Source organism: Rhizobium sp. BR 314, assembly GCF_047445805.1.
GTDB lineage: Bacteria > Pseudomonadota > Alphaproteobacteria > Rhizobiales > Rhizobiaceae > Rhizobium > Rhizobium lusitanum_B.
Genome location: NZ_JARWLA010000025.1, coordinates 72173 through 96915 on the forward strand (window position 1 = coordinate 72173; position 24743 = coordinate 96915).

Here is a 24743-nt window from a genome sequence, read left to right on the forward strand (position 1 = left end):
GTACATCGGGAAGCATGACATGAATTACACCGCTGAAACCATGCTGGTTGCGGTCGGGGCTTTTTTGGCACTGGTCGGCGCGGGGGTCGCTCATGACCAGCTTTTTGCAACCCACATGGGGATACTGTTCTTCTGTTTGCTAGCGGGCACGGTACTGCTTCTGCGGCGAATTGATTTTTCCCCCGTGACAGTGAGCGCCAAACCCAAAAACGGAGCCTATTTTGACGAGGTCATCCGCTATGGATTGATTGCCACCGTCTTTTGGGGGGTGATCGGCTTCCTGATCGGTGTCGTGATCGCCCTGCAACTTGCCTATCCGGATCTGAACGTCGCGCCGTATTTCAATTTTGGTCGCTTGCGCCCACTTCATACCTCTGCCGTCATCTTCGCCTTCGGCGGCAACGGGTTGATAATGACCTCCTTTTACGTCGTCCAGCGCACCTGCCGAGCCCGGCTCTTCGGCGGCAATCTCGGTTGGTTCGTGTTCTGGGGATATCAACTTTTCATCGTCATGGCCGCGACCGGCTATGTTCTCGGGATCACGCAGGCTCGCGAATATGCCGAGCCCGAATGGTATGTCGACATCTGGCTCACCATTGTCTGGGTCGCCTATCTTGTCACCTTTTTGGGAACGATCCTGAAGCGCAAGGAGCCGCACATCTATGTCGCGAACTGGTTCTATCTGAGTTTCATCGTCACCATCGCCGTGCTGCATGTCGTCAACAATCTCGCGATGCCGGTGTCTTTCCTTGGCTCAAAGAGCTATTCGCTATTTTCGGGCGTGCAGGGTGCCCTGACACAATGGTGGTACGGCCACAACGCCGTCGGCTTTTTCCTGACCGCCGGCTTCCTTGGCATGATGTACTATTTCGTACCGAAGCAGGCGAACCGCCCAATCTATTCCTATCGCCTGTCGATCATCCATTTCTGGGCCCTGATCTTCATGTACATCTGGGCTGGTCCGCATCATCTGCATTACACGGCATTGCCCGATTGGGCGCAGACTTTGGGCATGGTCTTCTCGGTGATGCTGTGGATGCCTTCCTGGGGCGGCATGATCAACGGTCTGATGACTCTTTCGGGCGCCTGGGACAAGATCCGTACCGACCCGATCATCCGCATGATGATCGTCGCGATCGCCTTTTATGGCATGTCGACCTTCGAAGGCCCGATGATGTCGGTCAAGACGGTCAACTCGCTCAGTCACTATACCGAATGGACCATCGGTCACGTTCATTCCGGCGCGCTCGGCTGGGTCGGCATGATCACGTTCGGCGCCATCTACTACCTGACGCCAAAGCTCTGGGGGCGCGAGCGGCTTTACAGCCTCCGTATGGTCAACTGGCATTTCTGGCTCGCCACGCTGGGCATCGTTATCTACGCCGCGGTGCTGTGGGTCGCCGGCATCCAGCAAGGCCTGATGTGGCGCGAATACAATAGTCAGGGTTTCCTCGTCTATTCCTTCGCAGAGACCGTGGCTGCGATGTTCCCCTATTATCTTCTGCGCGCCGTCGGTGGTGCTCTCTATCTGGCAGGGGGAGTGATCATGGCCTGGAACGTCGCAATGACCATCCGGGGCCGCCAGCGCGACGAAGCCGCGATCCCCAGCGCTTTCATCGCCAAGGCCGCCGAGTGAGAGAAACATGTCAATACTCGCCAAACACCAGATCATCGAGAAAAATGCTACCCTTCTGCTTGTCGGGTCGCTGTTGGTGGTCAGCATTGGCGGCATCGTCGAGATCGCGCCGCTGTTCTATCTCCAGAACACGATCGAGAAGGTGGAAGGCATGCGCCCGTACACGCCTCTCGAGCTGGCCGGGCGCAATATCTACATCCGCGAAGGCTGCTATCTCTGCCATAGCCAGATGATCCGACCGTTCCGCGACGAAGTGGAGCGTTACGGCCATTATTCGCTCGCCGCCGAGTCCATGTATGACCATCCGTTCCAGTGGGGCTCGAAGCGCACGGGACCGGATCTGGCGCGTGTCGGCGGTCGTTATTCCAATGAGTGGCACGTCCAGCATCTGTCCAACCCGCGCGAGGTGGTGCCGGAGTCGATCATGCCTACTTACGCCTTTCTCAAGGAGAGGGAGGTCACGGTTAAGGATATCGGCATGGATCTCAAGGCGAACGAGGATGTCGGCGTACCCTATAGCCAAGACATGCTGGCGAATGCGGAAGCCGACATGCGGGCGCAAGCCGATCCAAACGCAAATACGACGGATCTGCTGGCGCGATATCCGAAAGCGAAGGTCGGCGATTTCGATGGCGATGCCGCCAGGCTGACCGAGGTGGACGCGCTCGTCGCATATCTGCAAATGCTCGGAACGCTGGTTGATTTCTCGACTTACGACGATGCCACCGGCTATCGCTGAGGTGCCTCCGTGGAAACATACACTGCAATGCGTCACTTCGCCGACAGTTGGGGGCTCCTCGCACTGGCCTTGTTTTTCGTGGGGGCTATAGCCTTCACGCTCCGGCCAGGCAGCAAAAAAGGCGCCAACGAAGCCGCTGACATACCTTTAAAGGACGATTGAGATGTCGGACAAACCTATAGACGAACTCAGCGGCGTCGAAACAACGGGCCATGAGTGGGACGGCATCCGCGAACTCAACAATCCCATGCCCCGATGGTGGGTGTGGACATTCTATGCCACGATCCTCTGGGCCGTCGGCTATGCCATCGCCTATCCCTCCATACCCCTGATCAGGGATACCACCAAAGGACTGATCGGGTTCTCAAGCCGGGCTGAACTGCAGCACGAAATGAACAACGCCAAGATTGAGCAGGCTCGCCTCGATGTTCTGATCGCCGCGAAATCCGTTGAAGAAATCGATGCCGACCCAACGCTGCGTGAGTTTGCAATTGCAGGCGGCGCCTCGGCCTTCAAGGTCAATTGCGCGCCGTGTCATGGCTCCGGTGCCACCGGCGCTCCGGGGTTTCCCAATCTAAACGACGACGATTGGCTATGGGGCGGCAGTCTTCCCGCCATTCAACAGACAATCGCTCATGGCATCCGCTTCGATGCCGATCCCGAGACGCATGTCTCTGAGATGCCCGCCTTCGGTGATGTACTCGAACGCACCCAGATACGCCAGGTAGCCGCTTACATTTGGGCCTTGACCAACACAGTTTCCGATCCGGCAGCGGCCGACGCCGGCAAGCAGGTATTCCTCGACAATTGCGCCGTCTGTCATGGCGAAGACGACAGGGGAAAACAGGAGTTTGGCGCACCAAATCTCGCCGACGCGATCTGGCTTAAGGGGCGAGGGGAGCAAGCGATCATCCGCCAGGTGACCCTGCCCAAACACGGCGTTATGCCAGCTTGGTCTGCCCGGCTGGGCGAAACCACCGTGAAGGAGTTGACGGTGTTTGTTCATTCCTTGGGCGGTGGAAAATAGAAAAGAAAAATCACGAATTCACGTGCATCACAATCTTTATGGCCTGATGGCGATACGGTCAGCAGTCGATCACGATCTTGTCTCTCTACGCAATGCGGTTGCGTTCGGACAGCCAGAAAACTTGCTCGTAGAACTGAAAAAGTTAGCAGCGTTTTGATTTCACTCAACGATCGCAAGCTAGCAAGCTGCTATTCTCCGGGCCTGGAGGACGTCCCTTCGTGCTGTGGCTCGTAGTTCCTCCGGGCCACACCCCCCTCCCGGAGTGTGGCTCTCCTTTTGATTGAGCCGATAGGCTTGCTTTTTCTCTCCCGGACTTGCGTCGAGAACGCTTGGTTCGTCAAATGCAGGATGAGGATCATCAACAGGATGGTATGCGATGATCCTCACCATAGCTCCCATGACAGGTGACGATCGCATCGAACGGACAGGCGCCGACGACGTTGGTGTCCGGCGCAACCGTCAGCCGCTTTATGCCGCGCGAAAGAAAGTGTTTCCAAAGCGAGCGCAGGGTCGGTTCCGGCGATTCAAATGGATCATCATGCTGATCACGCTCGGCATCTACCATCTTTCTCCGTGGATTCGCTGGGACCGAGGTCCATATGCGCCCGACCAGGCGATTCTCATCGACCTCGCCTCTCGTCGCTTCTTCTTCTTTTTCATCGAGATATGGCCACAGGAGTTCTTCTATGTGGCCGGTCTGCTTGTCATGGCTGGCTTTGGCCTGTTTCTCGTAACGTCGGCGGTGGGGCGGGCATGGTGTGGTTATGCCTGTCCACAGACGGTATGGGTCGATGTCTTCCTTGTCGTGGAACGCGCGATCGAAGGTGATCGCAACGCGCGCATGAAACTCGATGCGAGTCCCTGGACACCGGACAAGATTGCAAAGCGGGTCGCCATACATGGCATATGGGTTCTTATCGGCGTCCTCACAGGCGGCGTATGGATCTTCTATTTCGCGGATGCGCCATCCCTTGCTGTTGCCTTATTCAAGGGCCAGGCGCCGGCCGTCGCCTATGCCACGGTCGCCCTTCTCACCTCGACCACTTACATTCTTGGCGGGCTGATGAGGGAACAGGTCTGCACCTACATGTGTCCGTGGCCCCGCATCCAGGGCGCGATGCTGGACGAAAATTCCCTCGTCGTGACCTACAACGACTGGCGCGGTGAGCCGCGCTCCCGTCACGCCAAAAAAGCCCAAGCGGCGGGCCTGGCTACCGGCGATTGCGTGGACTGCAACGCTTGCGTTGCCGTCTGTCCGATGGGGATAGATATCCGCGACGGTCAGCAAATGGAATGCATCACCTGCGCCTTGTGCATCGACGCCTGCGACGGTGTGATGAATAAGCTCGATAAGCCACGCGGCGTGATCTCCTATGCGACGCTAAGCGAGTATGCCGCGAACATGAACCTGGCGACGAATGGTGGCGCGAGCCCTGTGCAACCGCATCTCGTGCGAAACGCCGATGGCGACTTCATCGAGAATATCCAGCACTTCAACTGGCGCGTGATCTTCAGGCCGCGCGTTCTTTTCTATGCGGCTGTTTGGGCAGCGATCGGGGTGGCGATGCTCGTGCATTTGGCGCTCCGGGAGCGGCTGGAACTGAACGTGGTTCACGACCGCAATCCGCAATATGTCCTGGAGTCCGATGGATCGATCCGCAACGGCTATACGCTTCGCGTGCTCAATATGGTGCCGATGCCGAGGAGAATCGATATCCGACTGGACGGCGCGGAGGGAGCGACGATGAAGATCCCCGAACTCTCGAAGGAGGAAGGCCGGCACTTCACTGTCGATGTGGATCCGGACGCGGCCACCTCGCTCAAAGTGTTCGTCACGCAAAAGGCCAAGCCGGAAACAATCAAGGAATTCCTGTTCGTCATAGAGGACGAAAATCATGCGGATCGGGCTACGCACCGGGCCGCCTTCAACGTGCCGGGAGCGCCGAAATGAGAAGCCAAGTTATCACCGGAGGTCCCTTCACCGGCCGCCATATGCTGATCGTCATTGTTGCGTTCTTCGCCGTGGTGATCGGAGTGAACGTGACGATGGCAGTTCTCGCTTCCACGAGCTGGAGCGGGCTTGTGGTGGAAAATACCTATGTGGCAAGCCAGGAATTCAACGGCAAGGCCGCCGCCATGCGTGCTATGGCGAGCAGCGGCATTTCGGGCGATCTGTTACTGCGCCGCGATGTCATTCAGTACGATATTCATAACCGTGACGGGTCGCCGGCGGTGGTTGACGACGTGACGCTGACGTTCAGAAGGCCCGTGGGCGACCGGGAGGACTTCGCGCTTGCACTGACGAAGACAAGCGAAGGCCATTTCGAAGCGAAACATCGCATTGAGGGAGGCGACTGGATCGTGGAAACCGTCTCGCGCAGAGACGGTGTCACGGTAATGCATGAGGCTAGGCGCATCGACACGGCGGAGTTTGGACAATGACCTGCTGCACGATGGACGCGGAAAGCGTCATGACAACGAGCAATAGCTGCGCCAGTGCCGAGGAGATCGTCCTCGCCAGCCATCCGCTGGGGGAGGGCCTTCGTCAATTGGACCTCAGCGTTCCCGATATGCACTGTGGCGCTTGCATTTCGACCATTGAACGGTCCTTATGCAGGTTACCCTATGTAACGCGCGCCCGGGTCAACCTGACTGCGCGGCGGGTCAGTTGCACCTATGTCGAGCACCTTGATAATGCTGTCGTCGATCCGTCGGGTATTCTGTCCGCGATCACCGAAGCCGGGTACCGGGCGCATATTTTCACTCCCGCCGCGCCCCAGACGAATAGTCTGCGCAATCAATTGCTCTTGGCCGTTGGTGTCTGCGGCTTTGCCGCAGCCAATATCATGCTGCTCTCGGTATCGGTCTGGTCCGGTGCAGATGCAGCAACGCGAGACCTGTTTCATTGGATTTCCGCGATGATTACAGCGCCGGCCCTAATTTATGGCGGCCGTTTCTTTTTTCGATCGGCTTGGAATGCCTTGAAGAATGGGCGCACCAACATGGATGTGCCGATTTCGCTCGCTGTCACGCTCTCCTATGCCGTATCGTTGTGGGAGACGATCCATCACGGAGAGCATGCATGGTTTGACGCCTCCGTGTCGCTGCTGTTCTTCCTGCTCATTGGCCGCACGCTCGACCACATCATGCGGCAAAAGGCGCGAGCCGCGGTCAACAGCCTGGCGAGACTTGCGCCACGCGGCGCGCTGGTGATAGCTGCCGATGGGAGCAAGCGCTACACCGCGATTGAAGATATCAGCATCGGTGATCATGTTTTCATCGCTGCCGGCGAACGCATCCCCGTCGACGGCGCCGTGACCGCAGGTACGAGCGAGCTGGATCTCTCTATTGTCACGGGCGAAAGTATACCAGTTGCTGTCGCGAACAGCGCGGAGGTGAGATCTGGTGCGATGAACCTCATGGCGTCATTGACCATTCGCGCGACGAAGACGGCGCAAAACTCGCTGCTTGCGGAAACCATCAACCTTATGGAGGCAGCAGAAGGAGGCAGGGCGCGCTATCGCAGGGTCGCGGATCGTGCAGCCGGCCTTTACGCTCCGGCGGTTCATTTACTTGCGCTGCTTTCCTTTCTTGCCTGGGGCTCCCTTGGTGGAGATTGGAAGCATGCCATGCTTGTCGCCGTCGCGGTGCTGATCATCACTTGTCCTTGCGCGCTTGGTCTAGCAGTGCCGGTCGTCCAGGTTGTTGCCGCAGGCAACCTGTTTCGCCGCGGCATCATGATCAAGGACGGCTCCGCTTTGGAGCGTCTCGCGGAAATCGATGCCGTCGCGTTTGACAAGACCGGCACGTTGACGATGGGCCAGCCGCGGCTCGTCGAGATGGTGGATGTGGGGTCGGAGGAAAGGGCGATCGCGGCCGGAATTGCTGCGCATTCCCGCCATCCGCTCTCTCAGGCGTTGCTGCGGAGTGCCGGCGGCAAGGGGCAACGGTTCGACAGCGTCGTCGAGATACCGGGCGCGGGCCTGGAAGTCGAAACCGCCAGGGGGCTATATCGTCTCGGCCATATGGAGTTCGCTTGTTCGATCCCGCCCCGAGAAGAAAAAGAAGCGGATGACTCGCTCTCCGAGGTCGTTCTGTCGAGGAACGGTATCGCACTTGCCCGATTCTATTTCGAAGACACGCTTCGCCCCGGAGTAGCCGTAGCCATTCGTCAGCTCGGTCTTGCAGGGCTGCAGACGATGATCCTGTCTGGCGATCGGCAAGCCGTCGTCGAGTCGACAGCGCGGCTATTGCATGTGGATCGCTGGATTGCGGAATTGGATCCGAAACAGAAAGTGGAAGAGTGCACACGCTTGGCCGAGGCGGGCAACAAGGTCATGATGGTTGGTGACGGCATCAACGATGCGCCGGCACTTACGGCGGCGCATGTGTCGATGGCTCCCGCGACTGCGTCCGACATTGGCCGACAGGCGGCAGACCTGGTTTTCCTGAATGACCGTCTCGACGCGGTTCCGGAGGCGATCTGCGTCGCGCGGCGCGCGGCAGCTTTGATCCGTCAGAACTTCGCCCTTGCCATCGGTTACAATGTGCTCGCTGTTCCCATCGCTATCGCGGGCTATGCGACGCCGCTTATCGCCGCCGTCGCCATGTCGTCGTCTTCGCTGATCGTCGTGACGAATGCATTGCGACTCAACCACTGGAATCGGCGGGAGCAACTTAGGCATGATGGCAAACATGCAGCCTCAGCAGGAGGGTCCATATGAATATGCTGATCTATTTGATCCCGCTGGCATTGTTCATGGGTACGCTCGGGCTGGGAGGCTTTCTGTGGTCGCTAAAGAGCGGACAGTATGATGATTTGGAAGGGGCTTCGTGGCGCATCTTAGTGAGTGAGGATAATGCGCCCGAGGGGGCGCAACAATCGACAAGCGCCAGTGCAGATGACCCGACGAAACTGCTAAATTCCCAACTGCCTGGAATCCACAGACGGTCTTACACGAAGAGGTTTTTCCGAAATGATGATTCGAAACCGCGTTGAATTGCGCGAGGCTTTCTGCCCGGATAATCCAACACGTCTCATGCCAAACGTCATTCAAGTGACTGAAACGTTGCGAAATTGCCACACAAGGCCAGGGTTTGTCTGCGACAGGCAGTCCAATTTTCTTTAGTTGAGCCGCCTCAAATCCTGACGTGCCAGCCGATGTTACTGCTCCTCGATTCACGAATTTCAGATCGAAGGAGACAAGAATGACTTCCAAGGACATCATACGGGTCATCATCGCTACTGCAATATTGGGTATCGTGAGCACCGCGCACGCTGCCGATCTGACGACACCACCAAGTAGGGCTCCCATTCCCGCGGCAGCCAACAGAAACCCATGGCAGATGCGGCTGCGCGCGCTTGGTGTGATCACTACTGACTCTGGGCGCGTCGACGGCTTGCCGGGTTCGGATCTTTCCTTTTCGGACACGGTCGTGCCGGAATTCGACATCTCGTATTTCTTCACCGAGAATATCGCCGCTGAACTCATCCTGGGCACAACCTACGCTAAGGTGCATGGCGGCGGCTCGATTTCAGCGCTCGGCGAGATCGGCAAGACTTGGCTGCTGCCGCCAACGCTCACCCTACAATACCATTTCACCGACCTTGGCGCTTTTCGGCCATATGTCGGCGCCGGCCTCAACTATACGCTGTTTTACAACCAGTCGGGAAAAAGTGCTCGCAGCCTTGATGTCAAGAACTCCTTCGGTGTCGCGCTCCAGGCCGGCTTCGACTATATGATCGACGATCACTGGGGTGTGAACGTCGACGCCAAAAAGATCTTCCTAAGGCCTGATTTCGACGCCAACGTCGGCGGGGCCAACGTCAGCGGCAAGGCCAGGCTCGATCCATGGCTGCTTGGCGCGGGCGTAACCTATCGTTTCTAGGCCCTCATAAAATCGCTTGGTGTTTAGCGACTTGCGTCATCCAAGGCTCGACCAGCGTTTGGATGGCGTTGGCGTTAGTGATGCTGGGTACGTGCATGCCGACTTGGTCATCAACTTTATGAGAAGATCAAGGTCAACTCGAAGTGGAGTAACTTGAGAAATGGACAAATTCGCAAGCAAGTCACAGCACCGCCGAGCACCCAAAGAGTTCACTTGAGCCTCGTATCCAGGTGCGGCCCGAATTCTGCTCGTACGAATATCGCACGACATCGACGCCGAGGCGCAAAAGGAGGGGCTGGATTACGTAGTCGCAAATGCCCGTAAGGGGGCGATCTCTATATGCCTATGGGAGCATGACATTGCGGGTTCTCGTTAAGGGCGCCGGAATTGCCGGCCTAACAGTAGCACGTCAACTGTGCGCGCGCGGCGCTCACGTAACAGTCTCCGACCCGCATCTTGGATTCGGGCGCTCTGCATCCTGGCTCGCCGGCGGCATGCTGGCGCCCTGGTGCGAGCGGGTAAACGCCGACGAGAGAGTAATGACGTTGGGGAAAATGGCCGTGGAATGGTGGGATGCCGTCCTGCCCGGCCAAGTCATTCATAAAGGGACACTGGTCGCCGCACCTCAGCGGGATTCGGGCGAACTCGGCCGCTTTGCGGCCCGTACGTCTGGGTATGAATGGTTGGACGAAGATGGCATAGCCGAGCTGGATCCCGCCCTTGCACAGCGTTTTCGCAGGGGTCTGTTCTTCCAACATGAAGCTCATCTGAACCCCCGTCAGGCGCTACGGACGTTGAAAGAGCTGCTGTCGGCAGCAGGCGTCGTCTTTACTAGCGATGATGTGAGCGAAGACGATTTCCCAGATATCGTTGATTGCACCGGTGCTGCCCGCATCGGGCAAAGTCGCGATCTGCGCGGCGTGCGCGGCGAAATGCTCTATCTGCATACAGAGGAGGTCATGCTCGCCAGGCCTATCCGCCTGCTGCATCCTCGCTTTCCCGTCTATGTCGTCCCTCGCGGCGAAGGCCTGTTTATGGTCGGGGCGACGATGATCGAGACGGAATTCGACGGGGCGATCACCGCACGCTCGACGATGGAACTGCTGAACGCAGCCTATACACTGCATCCGGCCTTTGCGGACGCCACCGTGGTCGAAACTGGCGCCGGCATCCGCCCGGCCTTTCCCGACAATTTTCCGCGCGTGATGCGGGACGGCAGAGTCATCCACGTGAACGGCCTTTATCGCCACGGTTTTCTGCTGGCGCCCACAATGGCGGCCGAAGCGGCCGATCTCGTCTTTTCCGATCGGACGAAGCAAAGGAGTTTCCAATGCACCTGATCATCAATGGCGAAACGCAGTCCATCGCCGCTAAGACGCTTTCGCAGCTTTTGGCCGCACTCGACCATGAAGGCGACTGGCTGGCAACAGCCGCCAACGGCGAACTGGTTCATCGCGAAGATCGCGACGAACATATTTTCGCCGACTATGACAGGATCGAGATACTGACACCCATGCAAGGAGGCTGATCGTGCTCGATCTCTATGGAAGCCAGATTGGGTCACCCTGCTGCTCGGCACCGCCCGCTATCCCTCGCCAGCCGTCCTAGCCCATGCGGTCACGCGCGCCGCAGAGTCTTGATCGCATCGGGGATCGAAGGCGCGAATCGGCAGCATAGCGCTTGTGGTGATCGTCGGCTGACTGTGGAACGCGTCGCCGGTCTTCGAGAACGGGGCGGATAGTGCTGCAGTGGTGAGGGATACTCTATTGCATGCGAATCCTAAGCTGAACCAGGCGATGGATCGGAGTAAAGAGGCCTAGAGGTGCCCTAAACAACATCGCGCATTGGGAGCCGAAGCGCCGAGACACTGCACCCATGCCTGAAACGAAAAAATTTTGAACCAGCAAACAAAATGGACGCTGCGGCAAAATTCGGGATGCGTGGCTAACGACACGTCACGGTTAATCTTTTAGAAAATAAGCATAATCGCAGTGCAGTTAAGAGAGAAATGCAGGACAGGTCTACAACAAGTCAACCTTCAGGGGACGTCTCATGGAACCTCATCTACCCACAACAATACAGATCAGCGCCCCTCAACATGCCGCGAATAATCCATATCGCGTCATCGAGGGCGAGGAGGTGCTTTCCGTGGCATTCCGTGAATTCGTGCTGACGGCCGTCGCTGCCGGTTGGAAGGAGCCGGAGGTCGCTTTGACCTTGGCCGACATCGCAGATGACTACGTTATGGCTCTCGCTCGAAGAGCTGCGGCCAATTAGTATTGAGTTCCATCTGCGTTCATCTGTGGTATCCCGCAAGATGGCTGTTAACAACTCTTCATCCAGCCGGCCGGCAAGTCGCTTAAGACGAGATGGTTTGCCGGCGGTATAACATGCCGAAGGGCTCCCGTTGCATTGTTGCAAAGAGAAACCTCAGGCCGTCTTGCTATAATGGCGCCCCGATTCCCTCACATAGGCATCGAAAGCTGCTGCAACGGCGCGGATCAGGAAGCGCCCGTCTTCTCGCAAACGAATGATGCCGCCCGCGTTTTCGATTATTCCGTCGCTCTCGAGCATCGAGAGCCTGGGGTTGCCGTTAAGAAGCGCGTGTGGGTCAAAACCGTATGTGACGGCCAACGCCGGGACGTCGACCTGCAAGTCGCACATCAGGCGTTCGATGATACTTGCCCGCAGGCGATCTTCGGCCGACAAGCGCCAGCCTTTCGTTGTGGCCAAGCGGCCGGATGCGATCCGCTTTCCGTAACGATTGGGAAGTACCTCGTTTTGAACATAGCCGCCTGGCATGCGGCCAATAGCTGACGAACCCAAGCCGATAAGTGCCTCACAAGCATCGGTCGTATAGCCCTGAAAGTTGCGATGCAATTGCCCGTCTGTCTGCGCGGTTGCTAAACTGTCGTGCGGCCTGGCGAAATGATCGATCCCGATGCGGCGGTAGCCTGCCGCAACAAGGTGTTCCGAAATTGCCTTTGCCTGGGAAATACGGCTTTGCGCATTGGCGAGAGCGGCTTCGTCGATTAGCCGTTGATGCTTCTTGAAGGAAGGTACATGCGCATAACCGAAGACTGCGAAACGGTCCGGCCGCATCTCGATCGCTGCCTTGGCCGTTTCGATGCAGGATTGAACCGTCTGGTTTGGCAGGCCATACATAAGATCGAAATTGATGCTGGCGATGCGCGCCCGGCGCAGCTTAAAAACCGCCTCCATTGTCTGTTCTTTACTTTGGGTGCGGTTGATCGCCCTTTGGACCGTCGGATCAAAGGTCTGTACCCCGATACTAGCACGGTGCACCCCTACTTCCCCGAGAACCGTCGCCATCTCCTGATCTAGCGTCCTCGGATCGATCTCCAACGCGATTTGGGCCGAACCGGTGAACTCGAACTGCTTGTGCAGAAGCTCAATAAGCTCAAACATTTTCTTCGGCCCGATGGTCGTTGGCGTTCCTCCACCAAAATGCAGATGGTCGATCCTAACCGGCGCCCCGGTCCTTGCGGACACGAGGCGTACTTCCTCGCGCAGCATTCGCAGGTAGTCGACGATCGGTCGGCTATTGCGCGCATTCGTGGTGTGACATCCGCAATACCAGCATATCGACGGACAAAACGGGATGTGCACGTAAAGCGATGCCGCTTTCTCCAGCGAGACAGCGCTAAGCCAATTCTCATAAGTGCTATCGTCAACGTTGGGGGAGAAACACGGCGATGTCGGATAGCTAGTGTAGCGGGGTAGGCGCTCATCGCCGTATTTTTCAATAAGTGCCGATTGCATGCGAAATCCTTCTACGGAGTACTGGCTAGAATGCGGCCATTCTAGGCACACGCTTTGCATGGCTCTTTGATCTTCAACAAAGAGCGCGACGGATTTCTTTGAATTATTTTCAAAATCGCGGCGCCGAGGCAAAGGAGGCGCAGCATACTCGATGAAAAGAGTTCAGCTTAGTTTTGATCTGCCAGCGAGATGCTCGGCATGATGACAGTACCTTTTTCCCTGGTGGATCACAAAATGCATTCACAAGGCGCTGGCGGGCTCGCTTGGATGCTTGTCCGGTGGCGGGGCAGACCGATCGTCGCCTATAGTGTCGCCGCCGCTGCTCCATTCGGCGTCCTCGCACTGAGATTGGCCCTGTCGCAGTTCACCAGCGACGATCTTACCCTATTGCCGTTCATTCCCGCTATTCTCGTGGTCGCAATCATCGGCGGCGGAAAGCCGATTTCTCTAGCGGCGGGCATGTCGCTTGGCGCTGATGTCCTTGTTCAGCGGCTGAGCGATGCGGCTTACGCGACGGTCTTTGAACTGGTTTCCTTTGGCGTTGCGGTGCTTCTGATTGCTTGTCTGGGAGAGGTGTTGCAGGCGACGAGACATGCCATCATCGAGAGTGAGATTGCCCCCACTGCGCATCTGACATCGATATTGGACAAAGTGCCCGATGCGATGGTGATCACGACCCGCGACGGTAAAATTGTGTCCTTCAACGCCGCCGTCTTGCGGCAGTTCGGGTATGCAGAACAAGAGCTCGTTGGCGCGAACCTGCGACTGCTGATGCCTGATCCTTTTCGCGCCGTCCACGGCAGCCATATGCAACGGCAACTTGGAAGGGGCGAAAAGCGCGTTCTCGCAGATCAAGCAGTTGTCGGACGCAGGAAGAACGGATCGACGTTTCCCCTCAAGTTAACCGCGAGCCAGCTGGAATCGGGTGGTGGCTTATTTTTCATCGGCTTCCTAAGAGACCTTACGGAGCGGGAAGAGGCTGCTGCTCACCAGCAGCGGATCCAGGCGGAATTGGCAAGATTGGCCCGCCTGAGCGAAATGGGCGAAATGGCATCCGCCCTTGCGCATGAGCTGAACGAACCGCTGTCGGCGATCGCAAATTACGCTTTCGGGTGTACGAAGCTCTTGAGCGACATGGACAACAATGTCCCAACGGTCATGAGAAACGCTTTGCAGGAGATTGAACGTCAGTCCCTTAGAGCGGCAAAAATTATCAAACATCTCAGAGAGTTCGTCACGACAGGTGAAACGGAAAAGGGCCTCGAAAATATCCGCACGCTGGTGGAGGAAGCAGGCGTCCTTGCGCTTGTAGGTTCCCGAGAAAAAGGCGTCAGGACTGTCTTCGAATACGTGCCCGGCGCCGAGATGGTGATGGTCGATCGTGTTCAGGTCGAACAGGTCATCATTAATTTGATGCGAAACGCCATAGAAGCTATGCGCCACGTCGAGCATCGTGAGCTTACGATCCGCACGATGCCCACGCAGGAGGATGAAGTCGCCGTTATCGTGGAAGACACCGGCAAAGGCATTCCGGAAGAAATTGCCGCGGAGCTCTTCGAGCCATTCGTCACGACAAAGCCAAGTGGAATGGGTGTCGGCCTTGCGATCTCGAAACGTATTGTCGAGGCCCATGGAGGTGAAATGACGGTCTCAAGAAACGCGGCTGGCGGAGCTACTTTCCAGTTCACGCTTCCCGCCTATACGGAAGGACAAACGTGTGAAACCGACTGACTATACGATCCATATTGTCGATGATGAAGAGCCGGCGCGCAAATCGTTTGCCTTCATGCTGACCATGAACGGCTATGCCGTCAAGGTGCATCAATCGGGAGCCTTGTTTCTTTCCTTTGCGCCGGGCATCCACAACGGAATTCTTGTTACGGATCTCAGAATGCCAGAGATGTCAGGTATAGATCTCATCCGTCAGCTTAGCGTGAAAAAGATCTCAATTCCGTCAATCGTGATCAGCGGACATGGCGATGTGCCGGTGGCAGTTGAGGCGATGAAAGCCGGTGCGGTCGACTTCATAGAGAAACCCTGCGAAGACGCCGTTATCATTGAGGCGATCGAACGAGCGTCGGACCATTTACATGTTAATGGCGCTAACGTCGACGAGAGCCTTGCCATTCAAGCGCGCATCGAAACCTTGAGCGAGAGGGAGCGCCAAGTGCTTCTTGCCGTCGTGGTCGGCCTTCCGAACAAGTCGATTGCACATGATCTGAATATTAGCCGCCGCACGGTGGAGGTTCATCGCGCCCGCGTCATGTCGAAAATGAGAGCAAAAAGCATCCCGCATCTGGTTCGTATGGCTGTTGCGGTGGAGATGGGGCCCTTCTAGCTTCGTAGTGTTGATCTCGCCGCATTCGGGGTCCTGCCGTAACCTTGCGAACGGGAAGGGTCGTCATGGCATCTGTTTTCCCAAAAACTCTAAATTGATCGTCATTGCTCGATGACGGGATTATATAATCGAAGGCAACTTTGGAGGCGCTTTCGCGGACTTAGCGGGCCCATCCTGCGCGTCGAGACGTCTTTGCCGAAAGACTCGCCCGCATTATTTTCTGACCGGGCGGCGCCACGATTTCTTATGACGACGACAAGCTGCTGCCTCTAGTGATGAACACCCTTCGAAAGGGATCGGAATAAATCGCCGGCAATTCGCACGAGATGCCGGTTAAGTGTTTACCCTTAGTGATAAAACCGAATTTATCGCTCCCATAAGAACCGGCAATCTTGCCCCGGAACATGGGGAATACCAGATGCAGTCGAAATTCATGCCCGCAGCACAGCCTTGGACCTCGCCGACGAAAATTGTGGGGCCGCAAATTGGGGGAGCGCACATCGCCGTCACATATGAGCGCGGCCAAGAGATATACGCCCAGGGCGGGAGCGCCGATAAGTGCTATCGGGTTTCTACCGGAGCTGTTCGGGTATGTCGCATCCTTTCCAACGGGGGGAGGCAGGTCGTCTCCTTCCATGTCGCGGGGGAAATGTTCGGCTTCGAAGCTGGCTCTCAGCATCGTTACTTTGCCGAAGCGCTCGCCCTGACAAGAATAGTGGCGTTTGAACAGGGCCTTGCTCAGCAGCGGCATTTGCCGGAACTCCTTGCACTTGCTCTTGAAGCTATGGAACGTGCTCAGGAACACCTTCTGCTTATCGGACGGCAGTCTGCGATTGAACGGGTGGCCACATTTTTGTTGGATCTCTGCGAGCGCCTGGGAGGCACTCGGCAGTTTAGATTGGCCATGTCGCGGCAGGACATTGCGGACTATCTCGCCTTGACGATCGAGACGGTATCGCGTGCCATGAGCGAGTTGAAGGAACAAAGCATAATCAGCCTGCGACATGCGCGAATGGTCGACATTCGGAAGCCTGATGCACTTCGTTCGCTCTGTGGCCATGTTGCCGGACTATCTTAGCTCGGCGCGACCTGTGCAATGCAGGACGTTGCGGCCTTCGGGCGGAAAATCGCGATTTGCGCCCGCGTGTCATTTCATCTGGGACATTGTCTTGCGGGCCCACGTCAACTTGTTTCAGGTCCTTGTCTGGAACTGATGGCGTGGCCCGTAAACGACGGTCACCTTCCGTCAGGCGCGCTTCAGAGCCTGTCAGCAGGAGTTTTGTGGATCGATGCCGATCCCGTTGGTAACGACATCGGACATTCGGGCATTGGCCTGAACGGCACGACCGTCCCGCATCATCATCAGGAAACCCTCCGCCACCATGCCTGGAGCGAGGGGCCAGGTGCTGCCCCCAACAGGAAGGAGATCAGATCGTAGCGGCTGTCGTCCACCGCGAGATCCAAACCGAGAATGGCTTCTCCGTATTGCCTAATGGCCTCAAGACGCCGGCGCCGGCGGCGTCTGGAAAAGAAAAGAGGTCGCCCTTCGGCTGGATTGATCCGGTGGCTGAGATTATTGGCCGCCACCATGGCCTGTCGTCCCTGCCTGCGAACAGCGCCGTCCGCGAGCGTAGCGGAAGCCGGAACATGTCCCGGCAAGATCGATCGCACCTGCTATTTCGAAGGCCGATGCGGTGTGCGAGCAGGGTCAGCGCGGTGTCGTTACGAACGATGCCGCAGCCCTCAACGGCAGCCTCAGCGGCCTTCGCCGCACGTCCGCTGAGCGTCTCGGCATCGTCAAGCCAGTGGCGCGGGGATGCCGATCCGGCGCGCGATTCAGTCGGGTTCAAGGCCGAGCCCCGATTCAATCCGGGCATTCTTGACGCGTCAATCGGGCACCGCATGGCCGAGACCTACCAGAGAAGACGAGCGCTTCCCTGATTGCCGCCCAGCCCCCAGAAAGCCGCAGTAAGCCTTTCGCTTTGACGCTCTGCGAGCTTTACGATGCGCTCGACGACCGGTTCCGTCATTTAAAGACAGGCACTATCCCGTCCGCTTCGCGCGAGCAAGCCGGCCATCACAAATCGCTTGGTTTTACGCAACAACCGGAGAGGGATAGCCGATAAGGCTCTCTGGGAAAATCATCACCAGGGTACGGTCCTACTTTTCCTGCTAACCAAATGGGATATAAGCGGACACGAAGATGCGCCGACCCTTGGCTCGGCCGTTCACATCGGAACCAATGACGATTGCCGCTGACTTCATAAAGGAGCTTGAAGGATGTATTCGCGAATTCTCGCTGAATTTCAAGGGGATCGTGGTGGTTTGAAAATGGTCCCAGCGAGCAATCGTTTGTCGCTGATTAAATTAGATCGCCGATCTCGCAGCCGTGATTTGACTTCATCGTGCATCGGATTACTGAAGCAAATTGGCTAAGCTCTCTAAAGTTGTTATAACCTGACAATGTTCCCCTCGGAACGGACAGAAGACGACCTCAAAGGGGCAAAGGCAAGCAGTTCAAGTCCGTCCACGGCGATCCACGCTGACCGGCGATTGTTGAAAAGTAGGGACAGGCGGTGACGCAAGATCTAGAAAGTTACAAAAGTGCGAGAGGCCTCGTAGATACCACCGATCCGGAAGTCGACAAGCCGATCTACCGCAAGCCCGGTTTTGACGGGAAAGTTGCGACGCTAGGAGATATGGAAGAACTGATCAGCGCATTTTTAAAAAAAACGCGCGAGGCCGAGGGCCTCGCTCGCGCGGATCTTGCGCCAATGCTCGGTCTGTCGACACCCGTGTACGGACGTTACGAGCGGGCGTTTTCAAGGATGACGGTCACCCGAATGATCCATCTCTGTGAAATTCTCGGCTTTATGCCCATAGATATGCTCTTTGAAGCGGCGCCCCATCTTTGGGGGCGCACGCCTGAGGAAGCCGAGGATCGTCTCACTCTGGACCGAATTATCAGAACCCTTCCGAGCGAGGCAAAGCGCGATCTCGTTCGGCTGCTGAAGCGTATGGTGCCTCAAGATAACGGGAGCTAATGAGACATCAATCGCAGGTAAGCTTGGCTGTCTGGTAGGCACTCCGGCAACGGAAAGCGTCGGTCTTCACCGCGATCTCGCCGCAAAGTGGTTTTCATGATCATCTTTTTAAAGGAACCAGCGCCACAACTATAGAATCCTGGACCTCACACTCACTCGTTTTCCGGTCGGTCACCGCATGCGCCGACATCGTCGCTCACTTTGATCGTGGCGCATGAACAGTGTCGACTAGAACGCTGCACCGCTTAAGAGCGTGACCCACCAGTTAAGTTTGCCCGGCCATTCGAGTGCTTTGCTCAAGGTCGCGGCGAGCCGCCAGACCGAAGACCGAGCGGGTAAGATACAATCTGCCCGCGGCTGCGCGCTCGGCCATTGCGCGCAGATATCCGCCGGGCGAACTGACCTCCTGCCGATTTGCTTTTTCCAGAATAACTGCCACCGCCACCGCTGCTTGCTGTTCGCCCATTGCCTCCACGGCGCCACGGCGGGCATCCTCTGAGATCCCGACGAAGCGGCACAGCATCGGAGTCAGCCGAACAAACTCCTGGAAGCTCTTGGGAGTGCATCCAAGCTCCGCGAGGGCCGGGGCCGCCCGCAAGACATCCTTAAGCGCGATTAGAGCCTGCCGCTGAGGTTCTCGCTCGCTGACTGAGCCTCGCCAAAGGGTCGCGGTTTCTTCAAAAGCCGAGCTGCTGGCGGCGCTGGCTTTTGGAAAACTGTATTGTCCGACATGAGCCGAACCCTCTCGAACATTACTACTACGTTTTGATTGATAAGGAGGTGTAGTCTGTTTCTGCATGTCGTTTTCGACAGGCACGCATGTCGTTTTCCCTGCGCCGAGTTGGTCTTGAGGTCGCGGGTCAAGCCGCATCAGTCGGTCCATAGACCATTCAAGAAGGACAGTCGCACGACGCAGCATCCGGTTGGATGCTTTGGCAGCAATTCCGATATAATTGCTGATGCGCTCGACCCGGTCGGCAATGCGTTGGCGCATTGTTGCACTTACATCAGCGACAGCAGCGAGGGCACAACGGATATTGCGCAAGGCGCCTCGGTACCGTCGCAAGGCAGCTTCGGTCGCCCTCTTCTCCGCTCGGATGTCTTTTACGAGGCGAGTAAGCTCGCCATATCGCAGGACCAATATTCGAAGATCGACCCCGCATCCATCCGTTATGACGCCATCGCTGTTTCTGACGGGATATCGCTTATAGTTTCCACTGTCCTGCATCGTGATCAAACCCAGATCGAAAAGCTTGGAAAGCATTCGACTGACCCGGCCGGCCGAACGCCCGACCTCAAATGCCAATTGTCGGTTCGATTTGAACACGATTGGCCGCCCCGACGTATCGAAAGTATCGGCGGGGGCGGTGTTGATCAATATTAGCAACAGATGGCTTTCCGTTCCATTTATCAGGCCTGTGCAGGTCAGATTTTGAGCAAGCACAGCCAATTGGGCACGCGTCACCATTCCGATTTCTGCCGATTTTGCCCAGCGCCGGAATTCAGCCCTTTGGGGCGTTATCTTACGGCCGACCGGCCGTTGGCAGGTGGTCATATCTTCCATGTCCTCGTCTCCGTTCGGGACCAGGCAAAGCTCCGCCGTTCACCAAAGTGATGTTTTTTGTTGACAAGGAAGGAAGGGTCTGCGACAAAGGTTTTGGCTAATTTATTCTCTTACAGACCCGCTTCCGGATTGCTTCGGGAGCGGTTTTTCTTTTTCTGGCCGGTTTTTTCTCTCCATTTCAGACCCGACGCACGCGTCGGGATGTTTGCGGTCGATACGCGAAAAGCATATCCCAACAAATCAATTTGGCGCAAGATATGTACGAGTTTGAGCTGCTACTTGAGGTCGCAGCGGGATAGTGACTAAACTAACGCATTGATTTTATTAATTGTTTTGAAAGTCTAAATGCCATTTCGATACCGTTTCGACCGATCAAATTTGGTTCGCCTTACGGACAAAATTCTCAAATTGGCCGATGCTCGGACATGGAGCCAATGACGCTTGACCGAAAACGCAATGCTCCTCCCGTACTTGACGTTGAGGATCAGCGTGCGAAACGTGGATGGCTGGATGAATAGCGACAGCCCGCTTTCCCAGCTGGTCATCATCGACCCGGGGGCTATCACAAGAGGCGGGAGGATTGTGCCGTGCGTGGTCGACGTAAACTCCATCCCCTCATTTTGGGTTTTGAGATCTGATCTCCTGGAGCAATGATTACCCGAGGTGCGTTGGATCGCCATCTCAGACCTGCAAACGGTGCGCGCGTTTTCCGGAGTTCCCTGAGATCTGCCAGCCTATTTAGCGGCAGCGCCACCGCAGCAAATTCATTAAGGGGTTGCCGCCTGGCAAATGAGTGAGTGAGTTGAAACCGAATACCTAAGCTTTTGCCGCCATGCCCGCGCGATCTTTCGCGAGCGTGGCGGTCGGATTTATTGTATCAAACCGCGATTTTCGCTCTCTTCGAGCACGGGAGAGCGACGATCAATGCGGACTTGCAAGCTTGCCAGTGCCCCGGCAACTATAAGACCCTTTGGCGTCATATCGCCGGCCGTGGCAAAGACTGGATCGAGCACCGGCCGGCAACATCGGAAGCGTGCCGCCGCATCCGCAATCGTGATCAATGGGGCACGATAAGGTTGTCCGCAGTCGCCTCCCACAAGGACAATTTTCCCCGCCAGAGGCTTTGGACAGCCATCAAAGATTGTAAAGGCGGTTAGCCCATCACGCAACGCTTCTTCATCTACGAACAGCGAGTGCATATCGTCAAAGCGGATCATCTCGATTAGCCTGCTACCAATCAAGTCATAGATCGGAGCAATGCTTCCATCCTGAAGCTCAACCGCCCCAAAACGGGCGGTATCCGACTCTAACACGTACACGATATTTTTCATTTGCTTTAGCCTCCTATTTGAAGCGATCTCGTGCCCACAGAGATGAGGGAGAAGGGAGAGCTGTGATACCAACCATAGATAGCGGCGGCGCGACGCAATATGCTGTTCTCATAGGGCGTTGTAAATTGCCGTACGCGCCGATTTGGCACGTGTTTCGCAATCTGGACAGCTTTCCGGGTCGGCTGAAATTCTAAAGATTTGTACTGAAATCAGTTGAATCGAGCTGGTATTTCATAGGATACCTTTAGTGAGAACGCTTGAAGGTGAGCCAAATATATTTTGCGTTTTTTCGGCAAAAAAATGGAAAGCATTATGTCAGTCGACTCATTTTTTGAGCTGAGTATGCAATTTTCAGTAAGCGTAACGCGTGGAGAGCGCTGGATAACCCGATCGCCCGTCCCGACTTGTGACCTCAAAAAAACACGATCTGGAGGAGCCGATCTATGAACGGGTTTCGGCGATCCCCTCTGAGGCTGATGGCCTATCTCGCGTTCCCGCATGTCGATCATCAGACCTAAGCGACAGAGAGCCGCTTCGGGGTCGCAGTGAACAAAAACCACAGGAAAACCACCCTACAGATTCTAAAGCCTGTCGCATTCATTCTGCCTCATAGCCTGCGGCTTTGAAATAATTTCTACATTCTTCGATGGAGAACAGAGCGCAGATCTCGCCGAGCGCCGCTGAGAGAGCCTCAAAGGTTCTCGCTGCTCGCTTTCGCAACAGCGTCTTAAGTTTTGAAAAGGCCATTTCGATCGGGTTCAAATCTGGCGAATAGGCGGGCAGGAACAGGAGCCAAGCGCCTCGCTTCTTGATGAGTTGTTCAGCCTTCTCGCTCTTATGGAAGCGAACGTTGTCAGCAATGACGACATCGCCCTTCGATAGGGTTGGAGCCAACTGTGTTTCGACCCAGGTCTCGAATATCTCGGCGTTCATCGGCGCATTGACGATCCACGGTGCGACCATGGAATGCGATCTCAGGCCGGCGATGAACGTTTGCGTCTTCCAGGACCCAAACGGAGCGTGGCTTCGGTAACGATGGCCTCTCGGCGACCATCCGGAGCGCTTTGTCAACTTCGTATTTGTCGATGTTTCATCGATAAAAGTGAGCTGCGACAATGCCTTATTAAAGAACGGCTTTCTTCGGTTCGTCCAAAGATCGCGTGCTTGTGCGATTGCGGGACGAAGCTGCTCGCTTGCCAGTAGGCTTTTTTTTATGGCTCAGCCCGAGCCGATGCAGCATCCGGCCGATTGTGGAACGATGCACATTGACACCGCGCTCCCCCAACTCAACACATAACTCGTCCAGGGTCAGTTCGCCGTTCTCGGCCATGCGCTCAGCCAACCATCCGCTGTGGTCGGTCAATTTTCCACCGCCGACATGGCCTTGTCTTCGAGGCAAAAGAGAACCTGTCTCTCGCTTCAGAATAACCAGTTCGTTCACGAACCGCGGCGACACCCGGAAATGCCGCGACGCTTCGCGATGCCCATTCCCCTCTTCAACAAACGCAATAACACGGGAACGCAACTCGATCGGATGGCATTTTCCCATGACCATTCTCCTTCCAATCACGAAGGAATCATAAGTCGATCGATTTGGGAACCTGAATCAAAAAAACGGCGACAGGCTTTAGACATCGCATTGATGCGTTTCTCACGATATCGGATCGGTCGGGAACGCCATGCCAGTGCGGTGCGTAACCTGGCGATAGCCAATTTGGTGCGATTGTGTTTTTTCTTGCACCAAGAGAAACCAGTGCCGATTTCAATTATGTATTGAAAAACAATAATAATATGCGAAATTAGTGCACGTTTGACGAATTCGCTTGATAGAAAGATGCGCCAAAAATGATCAAAAATGCAACGTTACAGGTTTTAACCTTAACGTTTTTCCGTATAAAAGAGATCTTGCGCGTTAACCCTCAGTCTCAGCAATGGCAGGTCCATCTTTGAAGCAATGGATTAAAGAACTCGGTTTACAGCAGGTCGTTGACCCACGCATAGACAAACCTGTCTATCGGAAGCCTTTTGATGGGCGAATTGTGCTTAGCGCCGAACTGGAAGAACAGATCTGCACCAGTCTTCGCGGCGCCCGCGACAGACGAAAACTGCCTCGATCGAAACTTGCGCCCCTGCTTGGGCTGAGCGAACAGGTTTACGGCCGCTACGAAAATAAGATCTCCCGCCTGACGGTATGCCGGCTAATTCATCTCTGTGAGGTTCTGGACGCCACTCCGGAGGAAATTATCGCGCCAGCAGCACCCCATCTCTGGGGTGGGACTGAAGCAAAAGCGGTTCTGCTATTGGCCTCAATCGAAAAGTTGCGGACCTTGGACGAAGAGACTCTGCGAGATGTTTTCAGCTTGTTAGGTCGCATAGGCGAGACCTGCGGCCAAAATGATGGCCAGACAGTAGGCGATCCTGAATGCCGCAATGGTGTCGAAATCGCAATTGGTAAGCAAATTGACGGCAGCAAATGACCGAAATGCGTTGCGCTAATTGAAGTAAATCCATCGTGACATTTCCCGGCCACTCCTCGAACATGTATTCTGCTGCTTTGTCCGCACTACCTATGGTAAGATATTGACCGACCCGACGCGTTTCGAGCGTCACTGGTAGCGTCCACCAGTGTAGCGTCATCTTCGTTTCTTCCGAACCGCGATGAACTGGGTTCCGACGGAACACAGGGAAGCGCTTCAGTGCGAGTGCCACTTCCCAGGGATGCCGATCTCAGGGAGAAACCAAAATGATATTCACTCAAGCCGACCTTGATATCGCAAATCGCCATATTGCCGAAAGTGAAGAACAGGTTTCACGGCAGGAGCGAAAGGTGACTGTCCTTCGTATGCAACACTTGGATACGGAATTGGCGGAAAACATTCTGACGGTTTTTTACGAAACGCTGCTGATCCATAACGCCAGTCGCGACATGATTGCTGCTCAGCTGAGACAGAAATGATCGCAATGCCTCTCCAGTGTGGTGAAGCATCCAACGGGCATCGGCATAGTTTTCGACGACGTCGGTCTATCAATTGGCGGTTTTCGCATGGCTGGTAACGGAGTGTGGAATGCCGCACCAGAAGTGTGGCTAAGCCGTACCGGGATCGTGTCCCATGGAGTGGTGTAGCTGGATTTCATAGCCATCGGTGATTTCCGGTAGGGTCGGGTTGCTTAGAGCCAACCTGAGGGACACCACCGATGACCGACGACATGATGAACCTGCGCTCACTCGTTGAGAAGAGCGCTGATGCCGATTTGCTGCGGGAGATGATCGGCTTTGCTGCCGAGAAGCTGATGGGGCTGGAGGTCGGCACGAAGACCGGCGCGGCCTATGGCGAGAAGAATGGCTTCCGGCTGGCCCAGCGTAACGGCTATCGCGACCGGGATTGGGAGAC

24 protein-coding genes and 1 pseudogene are annotated in these 24743 nt (G+C 56.1%); 19 read left to right on the plus strand and 6 right to left on the minus strand.

Going from position 1 to position 24743, the window contains the following annotated elements:
* Window positions 1-19 precede the first annotated feature (19 nt).
* From ccoN to QD461_RS25460, 12 genes and pseudogenes are all read left to right on the plus strand, one after another.
* Window positions 20-1636 (plus strand): cytochrome-c oxidase, cbb3-type subunit I, encoded by a 1617-nt coding sequence (gene ccoN / locus QD461_RS25405; protein ID WP_004125900.1) that lies wholly within the window; start codon window positions 20-22, stop codon window positions 1634-1636.
* A gap of 7 nt (window positions 1637-1643) precedes the next feature.
* Window positions 1644-2375, plus strand: coding sequence for a cytochrome-c oxidase, cbb3-type subunit II (gene ccoO, locus QD461_RS25410; protein WP_004125901.1), 732 nt, complete (start codon window positions 1644-1646; stop codon window positions 2373-2375).
* Between the two features lie 9 nt (window positions 2376-2384).
* Entirely contained in the window at window positions 2385-2537 is a 153-nt protein-coding gene (locus tag QD461_RS25415; protein ID WP_028755102.1) for a CcoQ/FixQ family Cbb3-type cytochrome c oxidase assembly chaperone, read from the plus strand.
* A gap of 1 nt (window position 2538) precedes the next feature.
* Window positions 2539-3402, plus strand: coding sequence for a cytochrome-c oxidase, cbb3-type subunit III (gene ccoP / locus QD461_RS25420; protein WP_004125903.1), 864 nt, complete (start codon window positions 2539-2541; stop codon window positions 3400-3402).
* A 376-nt stretch (window positions 3403-3778) separates the two neighbouring features.
* Window positions 3779-5353 (plus strand): cytochrome c oxidase accessory protein CcoG, encoded by a 1575-nt coding sequence (gene ccoG, locus QD461_RS25425; RefSeq protein ID WP_004125904.1) that lies wholly within the window; start codon window positions 3779-3781, stop codon window positions 5351-5353.
* Window positions 5350-5844 carry a FixH family protein gene (locus QD461_RS25430; RefSeq protein ID WP_004125905.1) on the plus strand — a complete coding sequence of 165 codons (495 nt, stop codon included), beginning with the start codon at window positions 5350-5352 and terminating at the stop codon, window positions 5842-5844. Before ccoG ends, QD461_RS25430 begins: the two co-directional genes overlap by 4 nt.
* The gene (locus tag QD461_RS25435; RefSeq protein WP_004125906.1) at window positions 5841-8126 is read left to right on the plus strand and encodes a cation-translocating P-type ATPase; all 2286 of its coding nucleotides are present in this window, start codon (window positions 5841-5843) and stop codon (window positions 8124-8126) included. Before QD461_RS25430 ends, QD461_RS25435 begins: the two co-directional genes overlap by 4 nt.
* A pseudogene (ccoS, locus tag QD461_RS25440) lies at window positions 8123-8263 on the plus strand (cbb3-type cytochrome oxidase assembly protein CcoS); the annotation flags it as partial. The gene QD461_RS25435 and the pseudogene ccoS, both read left to right, overlap by 4 nt.
* A 347-nt stretch (window positions 8264-8610) precedes the next feature.
* On the plus strand, window positions 8611-9291 hold the full coding sequence (locus tag QD461_RS25445) for an OmpW/AlkL family protein (RefSeq protein ID WP_004125911.1): 681 nt from the start codon (window positions 8611-8613) through the stop codon (window positions 9289-9291).
* 359 nt (window positions 9292-9650) lie between these two features.
* Entirely contained in the window at window positions 9651-10631 is a 981-nt protein-coding gene (thiO, locus tag QD461_RS25450) for a glycine oxidase ThiO (RefSeq protein WP_004125914.1), read from the plus strand.
* Window positions 10622-10819, plus strand: coding sequence for a sulfur carrier protein ThiS (gene thiS, locus QD461_RS25455; protein WP_004125916.1), 198 nt, complete (start codon window positions 10622-10624; stop codon window positions 10817-10819). The genes thiO and thiS overlap by 10 nt, the downstream gene beginning before the upstream one ends.
* Before the next feature lie 524 nt (window positions 10820-11343).
* Window positions 11344-11568: a hypothetical protein gene (locus QD461_RS25460; protein ID WP_004125917.1), complete on the plus strand. Its 225-nt coding sequence runs from the start codon at window positions 11344-11346 to the stop codon at window positions 11566-11568.
* 153 nt (window positions 11569-11721) lie between these two features.
* Here QD461_RS25460 and hemN read toward each other — a convergent pair whose 3' ends face one another.
* The gene (hemN, locus tag QD461_RS25465; RefSeq protein WP_004125924.1) at window positions 11722-13074 is read right to left on the minus strand and encodes an oxygen-independent coproporphyrinogen III oxidase; all 1353 of its coding nucleotides are present in this window, start codon (window positions 13072-13074) and stop codon (window positions 11722-11724) included.
* Window positions 13075-13308: 234 nt separating this feature from the next.
* On the opposite strand from hemN, the gene QD461_RS25470 reads away from it, so the two are divergent.
* The 3 genes from QD461_RS25470 to QD461_RS25480 all read left to right on the plus strand — a co-directional run bounded on the left by QD461_RS25470 (window position 13309) and on the right by QD461_RS25480 (window position 16490).
* The gene (locus QD461_RS25470) at window positions 13309-14805 is read left to right on the plus strand and encodes a PAS domain-containing sensor histidine kinase (RefSeq protein WP_184462165.1); all 1497 of its coding nucleotides are present in this window, start codon (window positions 13309-13311) and stop codon (window positions 14803-14805) included.
* Window positions 14792-15412, plus strand: coding sequence for a response regulator FixJ (gene fixJ / locus QD461_RS25475; RefSeq protein WP_004125927.1), 621 nt, complete (start codon window positions 14792-14794; stop codon window positions 15410-15412). Before QD461_RS25470 ends, fixJ begins: the two co-directional genes overlap by 14 nt.
* A gap of 418 nt (window positions 15413-15830) precedes the next feature.
* Window positions 15831-16490 (plus strand): helix-turn-helix domain-containing protein, encoded by a 660-nt coding sequence (locus QD461_RS25480; protein WP_004125929.1) that lies wholly within the window; start codon window positions 15831-15833, stop codon window positions 16488-16490.
* Between the two features lie 284 nt (window positions 16491-16774).
* Here QD461_RS25480 and QD461_RS25485 read toward each other — a convergent pair whose 3' ends face one another.
* Window positions 16775-17083: a hypothetical protein gene (locus tag QD461_RS25485; RefSeq protein ID WP_135488301.1), complete on the minus strand. Its 309-nt coding sequence runs from the start codon at window positions 17081-17083 to the stop codon at window positions 16775-16777.
* Window positions 17084-17988: 905 nt separating this feature from the next.
* Here QD461_RS25485 and QD461_RS25490 point away from each other — a divergent pair.
* Entirely contained in the window at window positions 17989-18456 is a 468-nt protein-coding gene (locus QD461_RS25490) for a helix-turn-helix transcriptional regulator (RefSeq protein ID WP_004125932.1), read from the plus strand.
* A gap of 265 nt (window positions 18457-18721) precedes the next feature.
* Here the strand turns inward: QD461_RS25490 and repC are convergent, their stop codons facing one another.
* The 4 genes from repC to QD461_RS25510 form a co-directional block, all read right to left on the minus strand.
* Window positions 18722-20020: a plasmid replication protein RepC gene (gene repC, locus QD461_RS25495; RefSeq protein ID WP_004125935.1), complete on the minus strand. Its 1299-nt coding sequence runs from the start codon at window positions 20018-20020 to the stop codon at window positions 18722-18724.
* A gap of 869 nt (window positions 20021-20889) precedes the next feature.
* Window positions 20890-21351: a hypothetical protein gene (locus QD461_RS25500; RefSeq protein ID WP_004125939.1), complete on the minus strand. Its 462-nt coding sequence runs from the start codon at window positions 21349-21351 to the stop codon at window positions 20890-20892.
* Between the two features lie 597 nt (window positions 21352-21948).
* Complete coding sequence (locus QD461_RS25505) at window positions 21949-22467, minus strand: IS630 family transposase (RefSeq protein ID WP_414090149.1); 519 nt, start codon at window positions 22465-22467, stop codon at window positions 21949-21951.
* Window positions 22468-22474: 7 nt separating this feature from the next.
* A complete protein-coding gene (locus QD461_RS25510) occupies window positions 22475-22900 on the minus strand; it encodes a helix-turn-helix domain-containing protein (RefSeq protein ID WP_414090150.1) in 426 nt (141 codons plus the stop codon).
* Between the two features lie 382 nt (window positions 22901-23282).
* Between QD461_RS25510 and QD461_RS25515 the strand changes: the two genes are divergently transcribed.
* The 3 genes from QD461_RS25515 to QD461_RS25525 all read left to right on the plus strand — a co-directional run.
* Window positions 23283-23828, plus strand: coding sequence for a helix-turn-helix domain-containing protein (locus QD461_RS25515; protein WP_004125942.1), 546 nt, complete (start codon window positions 23283-23285; stop codon window positions 23826-23828).
* A 266-nt stretch (window positions 23829-24094) separates the two neighbouring features.
* A complete protein-coding gene (locus tag QD461_RS25520) occupies window positions 24095-24307 on the plus strand; it encodes a hypothetical protein (protein WP_004125950.1) in 213 nt (70 codons plus the stop codon).
* A gap of 239 nt (window positions 24308-24546) precedes the next feature.
* The coding region (locus QD461_RS25525; RefSeq protein ID WP_414090151.1) for a transposase at window positions 24547-24743 on the plus strand (197 nt) is incomplete at its 3' end.